Here is a 16,967-nt window from a genome sequence, read left to right as displayed (position 1 = left end):
CCGGGGGCGGCGTATCGGCGTCGCCCGGGGACCTCAGGGGCGCAGGGCCGTCGCCAGCTGCGCGCGGGAGCGGACGTCGAGCTTCTGGTAGATGCGGGTGAGCCGCGCCTCCACCGTCTTCACGCTCAGGTACAGCTTCGCCGCCGCCTCCTGGTTGCTCGCGCCCTGGCCCACCAGACGGGCCAGCCGCAGCTCCGCCTCCGTCAGCGACGAGAGCGCGGGCACCGACTCCTCGGCTCCGGCGCCGGGACCCGCGCCCTCGCCCGCCGACGTCTCGCTCGCCAGGGCCAGCCACGGGGCCGCCCCGGCCCGCTCGAACACCGAGGCCGCCTCGTGCAGGGCCGCCTGCGCCGCCGACCGGCGACGGCGGCGGCGCTCGACCCGGGCCAGGGCGATCAGCGCCCGTCCCCGCTCCAGCGGCAGCCCGGCCCGGCCGAAGCTCTCGGCCGTACGGGTGAGCAGCTCGGCCGCCTCGTCCGTACGCCCCTCCGCCGCCAGGCACAGCGCGTGTGCCCGGTCGCAGCCCAGCAGGACCGTGGACCGGCCCAGACGCTCCGCCACCGGCCGCACCTCCGCCAGGAGCGCCAGGGCCTCGTCGGCCGCGTCCTGGGCGAGCAGCGCCTCCGCCAGCTCCTCGTGCCAGCGCAGCATCGAGGGGTCCACCGTGGACTGGGCGCGCTCGTCGGCCTGCACCCGCCGCAGCGTCTCCAGGGCGGTGGCGACGTCGCCGGTGATCAGCTGGACGCGGCCGAGCGCGTACCGGCTGCGGGAGAGGAAGACGCGGTCGCCCTCCTCCTCCGAGGCCTGCACGCTGCGGCGGGCGTAGCTCGCGGCCCGCGCGAAGCTGCCGCCGGCCGTCTCCGCGAGCGCCAGCGTGTACCAGGCGGGGCCGGGGGAGAGGCCCGCCTCCAGGGTGAGCGCGAGCGCCTGCCCCGCGTGCGAGAGCGCGGCCGCGCAGGCGCCCCGGCGGGACTCGATCGCGGCCAGCGTGGAGAACAGCTCGATCGTGTCCTCCACCGAGCCGCGCCGCTGGACCAGGGGCAGGAGCGCGTTCAGCTCGTCCCGGGCGTCGTTCAGCCGATCGTCGTAGAGGGCGTGGCGGATCGTCAGGATCTGGGCGGCGTTCCGGATGCCGAGCGGACGCTCGGCCCGCTCCAGGCCGCGGGCCTGCGCGAGCACGGTCTCGGCGTCCGGGGCCCCGAGGGCCCGCTCCATCCGCGCCTGCACGGTCAGGGCCTGCGCCGCGAGCCGGGGGTCGCCCATGGAGGCGGCCAGCGCGGCCGATTCGACCGCCGCCGTCCGCGAGCGCTCCGGATCGCCGTCCGCCAGCACGTACTTGAGGGAGAGCCGCAGCTGCACGGCGGCCCGCAGGGCGGTGTCCCCCTCGGAGTCCTCCATGGCGTGGACGTACATCTCGTCGAGCCCGGTGAGCCCCTGCCCCGCCGTGTCGAGCACGGCGAGCCGCGCCCTGACCCGGTCGGACGGTCCCGCGTCCCGGGCGAGCAGATCGGTGGCGGCCCGCATCGCGAGGTCGGCGCGGGCGGCGTGGACGGCCTCCTCCGCGGCGTCGACGAGCCGCGCGATCCGCCGCGTCCCGTGCCGGCCGGGGGTCGACTCGGCGGCGAGCAGCGCCAGTTCGGCGGCGAGCGCGCTGTTCCCGCGCCGCCGGGCCAGATCGGCGGCGGCCGCGACCTCGGCGGCGAGCTCCTCGTCCGGCCTGTCGGTGGCCAGCGCCCGGTGCCGCACCGCCTCCACGGGGTCGTCCACGACCTCCGCGAGCGCCGCGTGCCCGGCACTCCGCTCGGCCCAACAGGCGTCGTGCACCAGGGTGGAGGGCAGCAGTCCGGCGGTGAACGTCACCGAGCCGTCCTCGGACAGCGACACCAGGTCGGCCCGCTCGGCGGCGGCGAGGTCCGCCTCCGCGCTGGGCCGCCCGGCCCGCCGCACCAGCGTGGCGGAGGGGCGCAGCGCGAGCGCCGCGAGCAGCAGCGTCTCGCGCACGGCGGGGGGCGCGGCGCCCAGGAGCTGGCGGGCCAGGTCGCGGGCGCGCCCGGAGAGCGTCAGCGCCTCCGCGTGGTGCACCGGGGTCCGGGCGTCGGCGAGGGAGCGGCCGACGGCGAGCGCGAGGCGTGGATTGCCGCCGCTCGCGCGGTGGATGCGGCCGGCCATCCGGGAGGGCAGCCGGTGGTGGATGAGGAGTTCGGCGATCTCGTCGGCCTGCAGCGGCGGGACGCGCAGCACGTCCGCCTCGGAGGGCACCCAGAGGTGCGCGGCGTGCGGGTCCTCGGAGCGGTGGCCCTCGCGGTGCGGCTCATGGGCCTCGGCGTACGGCTCGGGGGTCTCCACCGCCACCACCCGCAGCGTGGGCGGGGCCAGGTGGAGGGCGAACCGGAGCAGGTCCGCGCTGTCCGCGTCGATGTGCTGCACGCCGTCGACGACGAGCAGGACGGGGCCGCGGCAGGTCAGGGCGCGCAGGATCCGGGCGATGCCGAGGCGCAGCGCGATCGGGTCCCAGCCGCCGGCGTCGATCGGCGCCTCGCGGCAGAGCATGGCGACGGCGGTGCGCTGGGGGCCCGGCAGCTGGTCGAAGACCCCGGAGGAGAAGATCCCGGCGTTGAGCACGCCGGAGGTGAGGATCCCGGCGTCGAGCGCTCCGGGGTCGAGGGGGCCGGAGACGAGCGCGCGCGCCGCGGCGGGGTCGGGTCCGGACGCGTCGGCCCCTCCGGTCCCTCCGGCACCGTACGGCTCGACGGCGGGGGCGGGCGGTTCGGGGCGGCTGGTGCCGAGCCCCGGCCAGGTGACGGTCGCCGCCACCGAGGCGACGAGCGCCGCGGCCGCCGCCCCGGGTATCTCGCGGTCGGACGGCAGGGTCGCGAGCCAGAGCACGGTCTCGCCGCGCGCCTCCGCGCGGGCCGCCCCGGCGAGCGCGACCTCGGTCTTCCCGACCCCGGCGGGGCCGGTGAGCAGGGCGCGGCCCCGGCTGTGGAGGGCGCGCTCCAGGCGGGTGAGGAGTTCTTCCCGGCCCACCGGAGCAGGGCTCTGCGGAGCTGTCGTCACTGTCCACCACCTCCGGCCCCTCGGGGTCCGGCCCATGGACCCCGTGCGCAGAGGATACGGAGCGGACCGGCCCAGTCCAGGCCTCCTGTCCGGCATACGGACAGGAGAACCGGGGCGGGCGCGCTCCCACGACGCTCCCGCAACGCCAGAACGCGCCAGTGGTGTAGACCACGGGCGCGTCGCTGACCAGCAATGATGCTGATGTGGGGGGTGGTTCAGAGGTGGTGCGGGCGGTGCGTCAGAAAGTGAGGCTCCACGAGTCGATGTAGCCGGTGTCACCCGAGGCCACATCGCGGACCTGGAGCTTCCAGGTGCCGTTGGCGACCTCGCTGGACGCGTCGACCGTGTAGGTGGTCTGGACGTTGTCGGCGCTGTCCGAGGAGGACGAGGCCTTCAGGTTGCGCACCGTGCCGTCGGGGGCGACCAGGTCGACGACCAGGTCACCGCGCCAGGTGTGCTTGATGTCCACGCCGACCTTGAGGGTGGCGGGCGCGTTGCCGGCGAGGCCGGTGACGGCGATCGGGGACGACACGGTGGTGTTGTCGGGGATCGCCACGTCCGTCGAGTTGGTGAAGACGGTGCCGCTCGGCGGGGTGGTGGTGAGGACCGAGTCCACGGCCTTCGCGGCGTCGGCGATGCCGGTGCCGCAGCCACCCGTGCAGGTGCCGGGAAGCGGGCGGGCGGTGTTCTTGATCGCGGACTCGATGTCGGCCGGAGTGAGCGTGCTCTTGGCCGACTTCAGCAGGGCGGCCAGACCGGCGATGTGCGGCGCGGCCATCGAGGTGCCCTGGTAGGGCTTGTACGTCTCGGTCGACTGGGTCGTCAGGCCCGAGTTCAGCGTGGAGTAGATCGCGTTCTCGGGGGTGGTGACGGTGCCGGGCGTGTCGGTGGCGTTGCGGGTCTCGCCGCCGGGCGCGGCCACGTCCACGATGGTGCCGTAGTTGGAGTAGTACGACCGGGCGCCGGCGCGGTTGGTGGACGCCACGGTGATGACGCCGGTGCAGTTCGCCGGGGTGAAGCCGGAGGCGTTGGCGTTGCTGTTGCCCGCGGCGACGACGACCGTGGTGCCGCGCGAGACGGCGCCGTTGATCGCGGTCTGGTAGACGCTCGGGCAGGTGGAGCTCGCGCCGCCCAGGCTCATGTTGATGACCTTGGCCGGGTTCGGGTTGGCCGGGACGCCCGGCACGGAGCCGCCGGAGGCCCAGGTGATGGCGTCGGCGATGTCGGAGGACGAGCCGCCGCACTTGCCGAGCACGCGCACGGGCTCGATCTTCGCGTTGTACGCGATGCCCGCGATGCCCTTGGTGTTGTTGGTGACCGCGGCGATGGTGCCGGCCACGTGGGTGCCGTGCCAGGAGGAGTTGGAGGCCTTGGAGCCGGTGCCGCACTCGCCGTCGGTGGCGTTCCAGTCGCCCTCGTCCTTCGCGTCCGCGTCGCGGCCGTTGCCGTCGCGGGCGTCGGCGGAGGTCGAGATGAAGTCGTACCCGGCGATGACGTTGGACGCCAGGTCCGAGTGGGCCGCGTAGCCGGTGTCGATCACGGCGACGGTGACGCCGGAGCCGGTCGCCCTGTCCCAGGCCGCAGGAACGTTCATGCCGCCGGTGGGCTCGAAGAGGTCCCACTGCTTGGCGTAGTCGGTGTCGTTCGGGGCGACCGCCATCGCGTAGGCGCGGATGTCGGGCTCGACCGAGGCGACGGACGGGTCGGCGCGGAAGGCGTTCATGACCTCGGCCACGTCCTGCTCGGTCGCCTTGCCGCCCAGGTTCACCAGGGCGCCACCGCCGGCGAGGCGGCGCTCGAAGGAGAGCTTCTCGCCCGTCTTCGCGGCCTTCTCGGCCGCGTCGCTCTTCGCGGCGGCGTTGGAACCGGCCTCGGCGGTCCGGTTCTTGTAGGTGACGATCACCTTCTCGACGGGGGCGTCGGGAAGCGCCCGCATCGTCTGCGAAGCCGGAACCGGCTTCGGGGTGGCAGCGACCGGGGTGGCGGCGAACGCCCCGGAAGTCATGGCAGCGGCACCGAGGATAGCGGCGCTCGCGACCACGGATATGACTCTCCGCCTGGAACCGTTCAAGGTGTGGCCCTTTCAAGTACGACGTAACTGCGGAGCAGTGGCGGCGGCGCGGGGACGCACGGGGCGAAGTGGGGTCGCGTCCGAGGTTCCCTGGGCTTGGGGGGCCCGTGCGCCGCCACCGGCGCGACGGCCCGGGTCAAGGCCGCCACCGGCGGACAGCACCCTCCGCATGCACCTGTCACGGTGCGCTCGGGGGATGATATCTGCCGGTGCGGAGGACAGTAGGGAACGGGGGGGTGAACCCGATACGGGGAAAACCCTTGTCACCCCTCAGGGGGCGGTGGGGGTCCGGTGAGGGGAGGGGCCCCTCCCCTCCCTGCCGGAGCGGAGGACGGCCGAGCCGGCGGCGTCAGCAGAGTGAGCGGAGTCAGCCGAGTTCGAGCGTGGTGACGCCGAAGACGCGCTCCCGTGCCACGGGGCGGACCGGACCCGTGTACATCCGGGCCGTCTCGAACGTCGGCTCCAGACCACGGTCCTGGGCCAGCCGGGCCGCCGCCGGATTCGCCTCCGGCATGTCGACCGCGATGCGGGCCGCGCCGAACTCCCGCGCCTCGGCGGCGAGGCCGTCGAGCAGGGCCGCCGCGTCCGCGGGGGTGTCCGCGAAGAGCGGCCCCACCCGGGCCTCGTCCTGTGCGGGACGAACCACCCCGTATCCGGTCAACCGGCCATCGGTCACGCGGGCCAGCGCCCGATGGCCGGGGCCGGTCAGCCAGGCGTTCAGGAACCGGGGCCGGTCGGCGTGGTGGCAGGCGCCGTCGTACGCGGCGAGGGCTGCCGGATCGATCTGCTCGGCGGCCACGACGCCGGTCACCGGGCGCTCGGGGGCCGGAACCTCGCCCACGTACCGCGCGGTGCGGTAGGCCGTGGTGAAACCGGAGCGGCGGTAGTTGTCCTGCTGGGCCGGCACCCCGTCGAGCCCGACGGCCCGGCCGCCGGCGTGGGCGAGCGCGGCCCGCCAGGTGGCCAGCCCGTGCCCGAGGCCGCGGAGTTCGGGACGGACGAGGTAGAAGCCGAGGAAGGCGTAGGAATCGTCGTAGTTGACGACGGAGACGGCGGAGACGGGCTCCCCGTCGACCCGGCCGAGGAAGAAACCGGCGGGGTCCTGGGCGAAGAAGGCCGGAACGTCGGAGAGTCCGGGGTTCCACCCCTCCTCGGCGGCCCAGGACCGCACGAGTGCCCACTCCTGCGGCGTGGCGGACGAGACGGACAGGGAACCGGTGGGGGCGGAGGCCATGGGGTGTCCTTCGACGGCCGGGCGGGGGAGGTGGGCGGAGGTCCGAGTGGTCGGAACCCGGGCGAAGCGCGCCGAGCATAACGCCGCGTCGCTCCGCCACCGATCGATTCCGGCCGCCGCCTGCCCCACGGGCCCGCACCTGCCGGTCCGGTTCCGGCCCCGCGGGACCGCACCCGTCGCCCGGTCCTCCTCCGCCGCGCGGGCCCGCACCCGGCGGGGCGGTGCCCCGGCCCACCCGCCGTGTGGGCGATCGTCCCGCTGGGCGAAGGGGGACCCCCTTCGCCCCAGCGGAACGACCGCCCACAACGGCGGGGCGCGGAGGTCCCGGCGAGCGCCCGCAGAGGCGCGGGAGCGGGGCGGACGTCGCACGCTGGAGGCGTCCGCGGCGGGCGCGTCCGGCGGGGGCAGCCCGTGGTGGGGCGCGTCCGGCGGGGGCAGCCCGTGGCGGGGGGTGCCGGACCGGTGGGGCGCAGGGCCGCCATGGGGCGCAGGGGCGGCGTTAGTGCACCAGTCGCAGGCGAGAGGGTGCGACGCCGAGGCGGATCGTCTGGCCCCAAGTCAGTTCGAGGGCGTCCGATTCGACGCCGTCGCCGAAGGCGACCAGGCGGTCCGACTCGACGGCGAGCCGCAGGCCCCGCCCCGCCTCCAGGAGGCCTTCGACGCGGGCGGTGCCGGTCGTCGGCGACGGCCAGGCCTCGCGGACGAACCAGGCGAGCCGCGCGTCCGCCGGCGCGGGCAGGGCGAGCGCGCTGGAGCGCTGTTCCCACAGGGAGCGGAGCCAGCCCGTGGCGCCGGTGCCGGTGCCGACCAGGACGCCCGAGGAGGCCTGGGGCTCGGGCGGGACGTCCGTGCCGTCGAGTCCGAGCGTGTAGCGGGCGGTCTGGTGACCGGGCGGGCCGACGTAGATCTCGTTCAGTGCGAGGAGCCGCTGCGCGTCGTCGGTGACGGCCTCGACCATGGTCAGCTCGTCGACCGCCGCCCCCGCCCCCGCCGCGTACGGCAGCAGCCGCCGCGCCCGGTCGGGGCGGTGCCGGACCAGGACGCCCGGGTTGCGCCCGGGGTCGGCGTCGATGCCGATGACCGGCTGCCCCGTCAGGTACTTCGCCGTGTTGGCGACCAGGCCGTCCTGCCCGACCACCACGACGACGTCCTCGGGCCCGAACAGGAACCGGTCCAGGTCGGCGCGTTCGACCCGGGTCTGGCGCCATGTCAGCGGGACCGCGCCCGCGACCTCGGCGAGCGCGCGCCGGGCGCGTTCGTGCCGCTCGCGCACCGCGTCGACGGAACGGCCGCGCGCGGAGAGGAAGAACGCGGCCTGCCCGTGCGTGCCGTGCCGGGCGAGCAGCTCCTCGTACTCCGTGGTCCGGTGCACGAGCACCGCGCGCGGCGCGAGGCTCACGGCCGTGCCCCGCCCTCGCCGCCCAGCCTGGCGAGCAGTCCGGTCAGCACGTCGGGGGAGAGCGTCAGGTGCTCGATGCGCGGCAGGTTCTCCGCCGCCCGGGTCACGGCCAGGGCGTGCAGGGTCGCCGGGTCGGCCTCCGCGTGCGCCCGCAGCCACGCGGACTGCGCTCCGGCGCGCGCCTCGCCGACCTCCCGCGCCGCCTCCGCCTCGGCCCGGGCCAGCCGGACCTTCCGCGCGGCCTCGGCCTCGGCCCGTACCGCGTCGGCGGCCGCGTTCTCCTCGGCCTCGCGGCGCGCGTTGGTGCCGCGCTGCTCGACGAGCCGCTCCTCCTGCCGGGCGAGCTCGATCTTGCTGGCGAGTTCGTTCTCGGCGATGGCGCGTTCCCGTTCGACGGCGACCGCGCGTCGCTCGTACGTGGCCCGGTCCGCCTCCTGCTGGATCTGCTCCCGCGCGGGTGTGCGCAGGGCGCGCTCGACCTCGGGCTCGGGACGGATCGCGACCACGCGGACCGCGACGACCTCGATGCCGGTGTCCGGAAGGCGGGGCTCGGCGGCGAGTCCGGCCGCGATGCGGTCGCGTACGGCCGCCACGCCGTCGACGAGCGCGGCGGCGAGCGCGGTGCGGGCGAGGACGTCGAGGGCGTGCTGTTGGGCGGTCTCGGTGAGGAGGGTGGCGATCTGCTCCAGCGGCGTGCCGCGCCACGCGCCCGTGTCGGGGTCGATGGAGAAGTCGAGCCGGGTGGCCGCCGCGCCGGGGTCGCCGATCCGGTACGTGACGGTGGACTGCACGCTCACGTCCTGGAAGTCCGCCGTGCGGGCGTGGAAGGCCATCGCGAGCTCGCGGTCGTTCACCGGCACCTCGGAGAGGGCGGCGGTGAGCGGCCGGAACCAGAAGCTCAGCCCTTCGCCGTCGTGGACGAGCCGGCCGCGGCGCTGGTGGCGGATGTGGGCGGTGGGCGCGGAGCGCAGATGGCGCCAGCCGGCCCGCCGGGTGATGTCGGCCATGGAAACCCCCTTGTCGTCATGTTGACGATAGGGGGGTGGTCCAGTTGTCGTCAAGGTGACGCATTCGGGGGCGGCTGTCCGGCGGAGGGGCGGCCGGTCCGTCCGTCCCCGGTGGTGCCGCCGCCCTCACCCCGCGACCGGTGCCGGCATCGGGTCGCCCTCCGGGGCGCCCGGGCCGGCGGCGCGGGGCGCCTGCCCCGGCCGCGCCTCCGGGGCGACGGGCGGAGCGGGCACGGCCGCGAGCAGCGCATCCCCGATCGGCGAGGCCGACGAGACCGGCGAGGCCGGCGAGGCTGGCGGGAGCAGCGAGGCCGGTGAGACCCACGAGGCCGGTGAGGCCGGTGGAGCCGGTGGGACCGACAAGCTCGGCGAGACCAGCGGGGCCGACGGCGTCGCCGCCGCGCCCGAGGGCCCGGACGCCGGATCGACCGCCGGGACCGCAACCTGCCTCGGCCCGGCCGTCGTCGCCGGCTCCGTCGTCGCCGCGCCCTTCGTCAGCAGGATCACGCCCCGCGCCGCGACCAGCGACGCGACGGCCGCGATCAGCCAGCCCCAGGCGCCCGCGCGGAAGGTCTCGCCGAGCAGGGCCACGCCGATCACCGCTGCGGCCGCCGGGTTGGAGAGGTTGACGACGGCCAGCGGCGCCGCGAGTCCGCCCCGGTAGGCGGTCTGGGACAGCAGCAGGCCGCCGGTGGCGAAGCCGGATATCAGCACCGCGAGCAGCGCGGTCTGCCACCAGGTCGGCTCGGTGCCGGGCAGGTCGAGCGCGAGTGCGGCCGTCAGCGTCTGGGTGAGCGCCGAGGCGACGCCCGAGGCGATCCCGGAGGCCGTGGCGTGGCCGAGCCCGCGTGCGGCCGGGCCGCCGGTCCCGTACCGCTCGCGCCCGCCCGGCCGCCGGGAGGCCAGGGCGGCGATCAGGAGCGCGGTCGCCGCGGCGACGACCAGGGACTCGCGCAGGCTGAGCGCCTCGCCGGGGGCCGTGGGTCCGGTCACGGCGACGAGCCCGACGAGTCCGCCCAGGGTCCACAGGGCCCCGCGCCATTCGGTACGGGTCACCCGGCGCCGTGCGCAGTACGCCCCCAGTGGCAGTGCCGCGACGAGCGTCAGCGCGCCGAGCGGCTGGACGAGCGTCAGCGGCCCGTAGTGGAGGGCGGCGACGTGGGCGAGGGCTCCGGCCGCGTTGAGGCCGACCGCCCACCACCACTGCCCGCGCGCGAGCAGGGCGCGCAGTGCGCCGCGCCCGTCGGGAGCGGCCGGGGAGGCGGCGGCGATCCGGGCCTGGGCGACGGCGGCGAGCGCGTACCCGGCGGCGGAGACGAGGGAGAGGAGCACCGCGAGGGCGGTGCCGGCGGCGGGGTTCATCGCAGGGCTCCGACCGGGAGGGGTGCCGCACCGAGCGGGCGGGGGGCGGGTGGGGGTGCCGTCGGGCGGCCGGGCGCGCGGACGGCGAGCAGCGCGAGGCCGAGGAGGGCGGCGGCGGCGAACGCGTCGAACCAGTAGTGGTTGGCGGTGCCGACGACGACGAGCAGGGTGAGCAGCGGGTGCAGCAGCCAGAGCACCCGCCAGCGGGACCGGGTGGCGGCGATCAGGCCGATCGCGACCATCAGGGCCCAGCCGAAGTGCAGGGACGGCATGGCCGCGAACTGGTTCGCCATCGAGTCCGTCTCCGGCGTCGCCCCGTAGACGGAGGGGCCGTAGACGCGGGCCGTGTCGACGAGTCCGGAGGCGGCGAGCATCCGGGGCGGCGCGAGCGGGACCAGGAGGTGCAGCGCGAGCGCGGCGCCGGTGACGAGGGCCAGCACCCGGCGCGACCACAGGTAGTGCGCGGGGCGGCGCCAGTACAGCCAGGCGAGGAAGGCGATGGTGGCCGGGAAGTGCACGGCCGCGTAGTACGTGTTCGCCGCGTGGATCAGCGGGTCGCCGTGCAGGAGCAGTCGCTGGATCGTTCCTTCGCCCGGAAGGTGGATCGCCCGTTCGGCGTCCCAGACGCGGTCGGCGTTCCGGAAGGCGCGGGTCTCGTGGCCGTTGGCGAAGAGCCGGCCGACCTTGTAGACGAGGAAGAGCGCGGTGACGAGCAGGAGTTCGCGCAGGAGCGGAGGCCGGGCGGGCGCGTCCGGGGGCCCGGGTGGCGGTCCGAGGTCCGGCTCCGGCTCGGGTCCTGGAGCGGCTCCCGAGCCCTCCCGGTGGCCGTCGTGTCCGGCGGGGCCCGGGGTGGGGAGCACCCCCGGTCCCGCAGGACGTGGTCCTCGTATCCCGCTTGTCCCGACAGCCATCGCGCGGCCCTCTAATCCGTCAAATCGCCAGCAAACGGAGTGAGCCTAGATCTGTTTTCATCGAGACGCAAGCGTCTCGATACGTTTGCGTCTCGATTGTGCACCCCCTACTCTCGTATGTGCAGAGACAGAGGTGTCCGGGAGGATCGATGTCCACAGAGGCCGCGACCGCCGCAGCCCGTCGCAGCAAGATCACGCCGGAGCGCGAGACGGAGCTCTACGACGCCGTGCTCCGCCTCCTCCGCGAGGGGGGATACGACTCGGTGACCATGGAGGGCGTCGCCGCCCGCACCAAGTGCGGCAAGGCCACGCTCTACCGGCAGTGGGGCACCAAACCCCAGCTCGTGACCGCCGCCCTCGCCCAGCGCCGCTGCACCGTCTTCACCGGCATCGACACCGGCACCCTCGCCGGCGACCTGCGCGAGGCCGCCCGGGTCGCCGCCTCCCGGCGCGAGCGGGACGCCGAGCTCATGGAGGCCGTCGCCCAGGCGTACGTCCAGCACCCCGACCTGCGGGCCGCCCTCCGCGAGACCGTCATCGCCCCCGAGGTCGCGGCCATCGACGCCGTCGTCGCGCGGGCGGTCGAGCGCGGCGAGGTCGACGCCGACAACCCGGCGATCGAATTCGTCGCCCCCTGCTTCCTGGGCATGCTCCGCATCGAGCGGCTCTTCGAGGAACGGTTCGCGGACGCCTCGACCATGCGCACCTTCGTCGACGCCGTCCTCCTCCCGGCCCTGGGCGCCGAGGACTGAGACCACCGGCCCCGCGCGCCGAGGGCCGGGACCACCGGCCCGGCGCGCCGCCCGGAAGGGCGGCCCGCCCCGTACACCGCCCGTCCGGGGACGCGAGGCCCTCCGTCGCGCGCCCCGGGCGTCGGGGCGGTCCCGCACCGCGCGTCGGGGAAGACGGGACCCGGCCCCGTCCCGCACCCTGGAACCATGGCCGCCGCCCGCACCCCCGCCGTCCGCGTCCGCCGCGTCTACGAGGACCCGTCACCCGACGACGGGGTGCGCGTCCTCGTCGACCGGCTCTGGCCGCGCGGGCTCAAGAAGACGGACGCCCGCGTCGACGAGTGGCCCAAGGCGCTCACCCCGTCCACCGAACTCCGCCGCTGGTACCACGGCCCCGAGGGCGAGTACGAGGAGTTCCGCCGGCGTTACGAGGCCGAACTCGACGCCCCGGAGGCCGCCGCGGCGCTCGACCGGCTCCGGGGCCTCGCCGCCCGGGGGACGGTCACCCTCCTGACGGCCGCGAAGGACCCGTCCGTGAGCCACGCCTCCGTCCTGCGACGCGAACTGGCGGACCGGCCGACGGGCGCACCGGGACCTGCCGTTCGGTCCGACCCGAACGACAGGCCCTAACGACCCCCGCCCCGCAGCCGGGGCGCCTCCGCCGTCGCGTCCGCCGGCCGGTCCCCGCCCTCCGTCCGCCCGGCCAACTCCCGCGCCCACGCCACGAGACCGGCGACGTCGATCCCGTACGCCTCGGCGGGGACGGGCCCCGCTGCCGCCAGGCGGCCGGCGCCCCGGCGCAGCAGCCGGGCGCCGCCCGCCGTGTTGCCGCGGGCCGCGTGCGTCAGGCCGACGGCCAGCTGGGCGAGCCCCTGCCACAGGTCCCGCTCCTCCTCCGGGCCCGACTTCCAGGCGTCCTCGAAGACCTCGTGCGCGTGGAAGGGCATCCCGGCGTCGAGCAGCCGCTGCGCCTCGCGCAGGGTCTCGCCGGGGCCGCGCACGACCCCCTCGGGCAGTCGCGGCACCCCCTCCGCCCCGTACGGCAGCGGGCGGCCGAGCCCGTCGCGCGGCCGGGCGCTCCGGGCCCGTCCCGCCCCGTCGCGGTCCCTGCCGCCGGACCCGCCGCGTCCGTCCTGGTCACCCGTTGTCCGGTTCACCCGTCCATTGTCACCCCCCGGACGATCACGAGCGCTAGGCTCGTCTGTCCGGCACTGCTCCGATCCGCGCGGGTGGTACCGGACGCGTCATGCCAACAGTTCGTGTGTGGGGAGTGAGTCACCGGTGCCGACGGATCCCGAACAGTCGCCGCCCGCAACGCCGTTCGCGCCGGACGTCCCCGACGCGGAGCGGGGCGGGCTGCTCGAACGCGGCCCGGAGCTCGCCGCGGCCGCCCACGCCGTCGACGAACTCGTCGCCGGAGCCAGGGCCGGCGGCCCCGGACGCGGCGGCATCCTCGTCTACCGGGGTGACGCGGGCATAGGAAAGACCGCGCTCCTCGCCGAGATACACCGCACCGCCCGGGACCGGTGCACCGTCCTGACCGCCCGGGGCGGCGAGACCCTCACCTCCGTCCCCTTCCACCTCACCCGCCAGCTGCTCCAGCCCGCCCTGGACGGCCTCGGCGCCGACGAGGTGCGACAGCTCTTCGGCGACCACTTCGACCTGCTCGCCCCGGCCCTGGGCATCGCCCCGCCGTCCTCGGACGTGCCCGCCGACCCGCAGGGCGTGCTGCTCGGCCTCGCCCGGCTCCTGGACCGCCTCGCGGACCGGCTGCGGGAGCGGCCCCCGGTGCTGCTCGTGGACGACGTCCACTGGGCCGACGCCGAATCCCTGGCGTGGCTCGACGCCTTCACCCGGACCCGGTACGACGGCCGGCTGCCCGCCCTCGTCGTCCTCGCCCACCGCCCCTTCGTACGCGAACCGCAGGGCCCCGGCCCGTCCGCGACGCTCGCCGCGCTCGCGGGCCGCGCCGTCCTCACCCTGGGCCTGCACGCCCTCACCTCCACGGCCACCGCCGCGCTCGCCCGCGACGTCCTCGGCGAGCACGCGGACGAACCGTTCTGCCACGAACTGTGGACGGTGACCTCCGGCAACCCGTACGAGACGGTCGAGTTGCTCGCCAAGGCCCGCGACCGGATGCTCGAACCCGTCGCCGGCTCCGCCGGCCTCCTCCGCGACCTCGGCGCCGGGACCCGCGGCGGCGGACTCGTCGCCCGCCTGGAGGAACTCGGCAGCGGTCCGACCCAGCTCGCCTGGGCGACGGCGGTCCTCGGCACGGACAGCACGCCCGACCTCCTCGTGTCCCTCACCGGCATGACCGCGCAGCAGGTCGCCGAGTACACCGCACTCCTCCGTGCCCGTCCCTCCCCTGGAGTTCACGCATCCGCTCATCGCGACCGCCGTGTACGGCTCCGTGCCCACGGCAAGGCGGACCGCCATGCACGGGCAGGCGGCCTGGGTGCTCTCCCGGGCGGGCCACGGGCCGGCCGCCGTCTCCCGCCACCTCCTCGAAGTGCACCCCGACGACGACCAGGAGGTCGTGAGCAAGCTGCGGGCCGCCGCCGTCGAGCACCTCGCCGTCGGAGCCCCCGACGCCGCCCGCCGCTGTCTGGAGCGGGCCCTCATCGAACCGCCCGGCCCCGACACGTACGCCAGGGTCCTGTACGAACTCGGCTGCTCCTCCCTGCTCACCGCGCCCGCCGCCACCGTCGGCCACCTGCGCTCCGCGCTCGAACTGCCCGGCCTCGACGACGACCTGCGCATCGACGCGACCTTCCGGCTCGCCCAGGCCCTCGCCCACAACAACCAGCTCCAGGAGGCCGCGCGGACCGCCGCCGTCGAACACGCCCGGACGCCGCCCGGCACCGGCCGACGACGGCTCCAGGCCGCGCACTTCATGTACGAGGGGTTCCAGGCCGCCGAGGCGGACGGCCCGGACCGCTCCCGCCGCCTCGCCGAACTCACCGCGGGCTTCACCGGAGCCGACAACTCCGAACGGGCCCTCATCACCATCCGGGGCTTCGACGCGATGATGCGCGGGGAACCCGCCGCCGAGGTCGTACGGCTCTGCGACCGCGCCCTCGTCGACGGCGCACCCGCCCGGGGCCTCAGCTGGACCGATCAGGAGTGGGGCTTCGAGATCCCGTCCCTCACCGGCATCGCCTACGCCTTCGCGGACCGCCCCGACCGGGCCGAGTCCCTCTTCACCGAGGCGGTCCGGGCCTTCGAGATCTCCGGCTGGAGCGGCGCCCACCTCGCCTTCGCCCACACCCTCCTGGGCCTGGTCCACCGGCGCCGGGGCAACCTGCCCCGCGCGCAGCACCACTTGGAGGAGGGCCTCCGGCTGGCCGACCGCGTCGGCGACGGCCTCCCCGTCCACTGGGACACCGCCTGCCTCCTCATCGACACCCTCATCGCCCGCGGCCGCACCGCCGAGGCGCGCGCCGTCGCCGACCGGTACTCCTTCGGCCCGCCCTGGCCGGGCGCGATCGTGCTGCCGGACGGCCCCAGCGTCCTCGGTCGGCTGCTGCTCGCCGAAGGGCGCGTCGAAGAGGCCGTGTCCACCCTGGAAGGTGCCGCCGAGGCCCTCACCGTCCGGGGCCGCCACCACATCGTCTGGGCGCCCTGGCCGCTCGACCTCGCCCGCGCCCTCGCGCCCACCGACCCGGACCGCGCGGCCCGGACCGCCCACGAGGCCCACGCCCGCGCGGAGCGGCTCGGCACGCACACCGCCCTCGGCGAAGCCCTCCGCTGTCTGGCCCTCTTCGCCGATCCGTCCGAGTCCCGCCGCCTCCTGGAGCGGGCCGTCGAGCACCTCGCGGCGTCGCCGTCCCGCTACGAGGAAGCCCGCGCCCGCCTCGACCTCGCGCACGCCACCGGCTCCGCGGAAGCCCTCGCCGAAGCCACCGCCCTGGCCGCCACCTGCGGCGTCGACCCCCTCGCCCTGGAGGCCGTGACAGCCCGTGTGTCATCCCACCCGTCGGAGTGAGGTAATGTTTTCCCTGCACGGCGACGCGGGAGAAGCCCCGCGGAGACGCGCAACGGGACGTGGCGCAGCTTGGTAGCGCACTTGACTGGGGGTCAAGGGGTCGCAGGTTCAAATCCTGTCGTCCCGACTCGAAGGAGTCGCAGGTCAGGGGCCGTTTCAGAGCAATCTGAAACGGCCCCTTGACCGTTTTCGGGGACCAGTCGGGGAGCAGTCGGGGACCAGGAGGGTCGGCGCCGGTCGGACCGCGACAACTGCCGTGACAGGCAGCGAACGAGGTGCACGGAGCACCATGAGGTGCGCGGAGAGGGCCGCATCGGCCGCGGTGACCTGGCCGGCGTCGGGGCACGGGCAGCGCTGGGTGGTGGTCGGTGAGCCGTGCCCGGCGATCTTGCGCAGGACGTGAAGGGGGACCCCGGCGTCCGCGCACCACGTCAGCCCGGTATGGCGCAGGTCGTGTCGTCGAAGGTGCTCGAAGCCGAGCCGGGTCACGACGTCGTCCCAGTACGTGGCGTCACGCGGGACGGCGGTGGAGATGCGTCCGCCGCGAGGACCGAAGAAGACGCGGGCGTCCGGGCTGTCACCGGCCGCGAGCAGGCGCTGGGCGACCATCGGCCGGACTTCCCCGATGAGGGGCACCTGGCGGGCGCGCTTGCCCTTGGTGGCCTTGTCGACAAGCCCACCGCGGGCGGGGGTGGTCTGCCGGCGGACGGTCCAGATCCAGTCGTCGGTGTCGATGTCCCGGACGCGGACTCCGGAAACCTCACCGATGCGCGCTGCTGCAGAGGCGGCGAAGGTGACCGCGTCGCCCCAGCCCCGGTACCGGCCGTGCGAGCGTGCGATCAGAGCCTCGGCGAGGGCCTGCAGAGCCTCCCGGTCGGGAAGGGCGAGCGCGCGCGGACCGTTCAGCTCGTCCTCGACCTGCTGGCACTGACGCTGCCAGCCACTGACCCGGGCCGGGTCGACCTTGACCAGGCCGTCGCGGACCGCCTGCTCCATGACGCGTACCAGGACGGCGATGGTGCTCTTGACGGTCGAGCGGCTGCACTCGTCGGTGATCCACCGGTCCACGGTGCGGTCCACGGCACCGTCGGTGATCATCCGGACCGGCAAGTGTCCGAGGGCCGGTATGCCTCTCGGTCGCCACCCGGCGAGATGGGGTCGAGGGACTTGCGGGACTCCGTCTCGGGATCCCACCAGCGCACGCGAG

Annotated in this window: 11 protein-coding genes, 1 tRNA gene and 1 pseudogene; 4 read left to right on the top strand and 9 right to left on the bottom strand. The window is 75.6% G+C overall.

Translation table 11 applies throughout. The features are described from left to right. Nucleotides 1-33: 33 nt before the first annotated feature. The 7 genes from IE180_RS31505 to IE180_RS31475 all read right to left on the bottom strand — a co-directional run bounded on the left by IE180_RS31505 (nt 34) and on the right by IE180_RS31475 (nt 10,990). A complete protein-coding gene (locus IE180_RS31505; RefSeq protein ID WP_190160361.1) occupies nt 34-3,093 on the bottom strand; it encodes a helix-turn-helix transcriptional regulator in 3,060 nt (1,019 codons plus the stop codon). Between the two features lie 202 nt (nt 3,094-3,295). Then, a complete protein-coding gene (locus IE180_RS31500; protein WP_373302844.1) occupies nt 3,296-5,062 on the bottom strand; it encodes a S8 family serine peptidase in 1,767 nt (588 codons plus the stop codon). A gap of 433 nt (nt 5,063-5,495) precedes the next feature. Then, the gene (locus tag IE180_RS31495; RefSeq protein WP_190160359.1) at nt 5,496-6,362 is read right to left on the bottom strand and encodes a GNAT family N-acetyltransferase; all 867 of its coding nucleotides are present in this window, start codon (nt 6,360-6,362) and stop codon (nt 5,496-5,498) included. 499 nt (nt 6,363-6,861) lie between these two features. Beyond that, complete coding sequence (locus IE180_RS31490; protein WP_190160358.1) at nt 6,862-7,761, bottom strand: hypothetical protein; 900 nt, start codon at nt 7,759-7,761, stop codon at nt 6,862-6,864. After that, a complete protein-coding gene (locus IE180_RS31485; RefSeq protein ID WP_190160357.1) occupies nt 7,758-8,768 on the bottom strand; it encodes an SPFH domain-containing protein in 1,011 nt (336 codons plus the stop codon). The genes IE180_RS31490 and IE180_RS31485 overlap by 4 nt, the downstream gene beginning before the upstream one ends. A gap of 126 nt (nt 8,769-8,894) precedes the next feature. Beyond that, nucleotides 8,895-10,130, bottom strand: coding sequence for a DMT family transporter (locus IE180_RS31480; RefSeq protein WP_229861088.1), 1,236 nt, complete (start codon nt 10,128-10,130; stop codon nt 8,895-8,897). Further along, the gene (locus tag IE180_RS31475) at nt 10,127-10,990 is read right to left on the bottom strand and encodes a phosphatase PAP2 family protein (protein WP_373302843.1); all 864 of its coding nucleotides are present in this window, start codon (nt 10,988-10,990) and stop codon (nt 10,127-10,129) included. The genes IE180_RS31480 and IE180_RS31475 overlap by 4 nt, the downstream gene beginning before the upstream one ends. A gap of 200 nt (nt 10,991-11,190) precedes the next feature. Here IE180_RS31475 and IE180_RS31470 point away from each other — a divergent pair, with 200 nt between their 5' ends. Both IE180_RS31470 and IE180_RS31465 read left to right on the top strand, forming a co-directional pair. After that, nucleotides 11,191-11,793: a TetR/AcrR family transcriptional regulator gene (locus IE180_RS31470; RefSeq protein WP_190160356.1), complete on the top strand. Its 603-nt coding sequence runs from the start codon at nt 11,191-11,193 to the stop codon at nt 11,791-11,793. 186 nt (nt 11,794-11,979) lie between these two features. Beyond that, nucleotides 11,980-12,402 (top strand): DUF488 domain-containing protein, encoded by a 423-nt coding sequence (locus tag IE180_RS31465; protein ID WP_190160355.1) that lies wholly within the window; start codon nt 11,980-11,982, stop codon nt 12,400-12,402. Here the strand turns inward: IE180_RS31465 and IE180_RS31460 are convergent. Then, nucleotides 12,399-12,929 (bottom strand): DUF309 domain-containing protein, encoded by a 531-nt coding sequence (locus IE180_RS31460; RefSeq protein WP_190160354.1) that lies wholly within the window; start codon nt 12,927-12,929, stop codon nt 12,399-12,401. The genes IE180_RS31465 and IE180_RS31460 overlap by 4 nt on opposite strands. 199 nt (nt 12,930-13,128) lie before the next feature. On the opposite strand from IE180_RS31460, the pseudogene IE180_RS31455 reads away from it, so the two are divergent. Next, nucleotides 13,129-15,760: pseudogene (locus IE180_RS31455) on the top strand (AAA family ATPase). A 53-nt stretch (nt 15,761-15,813) separates the two neighbouring features. Beyond that, nucleotides 15,814-15,887, top strand: a tRNA-Pro gene (locus IE180_RS31450). A gap of 29 nt (nt 15,888-15,916) precedes the next feature. Here IE180_RS31450 and IE180_RS31445 read toward each other — a convergent pair. Then, nucleotides 15,917-16,858 (bottom strand): tyrosine-type recombinase/integrase, encoded by a 942-nt coding sequence (locus tag IE180_RS31445; RefSeq protein ID WP_229861086.1) that lies wholly within the window; start codon nt 16,856-16,858, stop codon nt 15,917-15,919. Nucleotides 16,859-16,967: the final 109 nt, after the last annotated feature.

The organism is Streptomyces litmocidini (assembly GCF_014649755.1).
Taxonomy (GTDB): domain Bacteria; phylum Actinomycetota; class Actinomycetes; order Streptomycetales; family Streptomycetaceae; genus Streptomyces; species Streptomyces litmocidini.
Note: the sequence above shows the minus strand (reverse complement) of the source record. Positions and strands in the feature narration are given on the sequence as shown.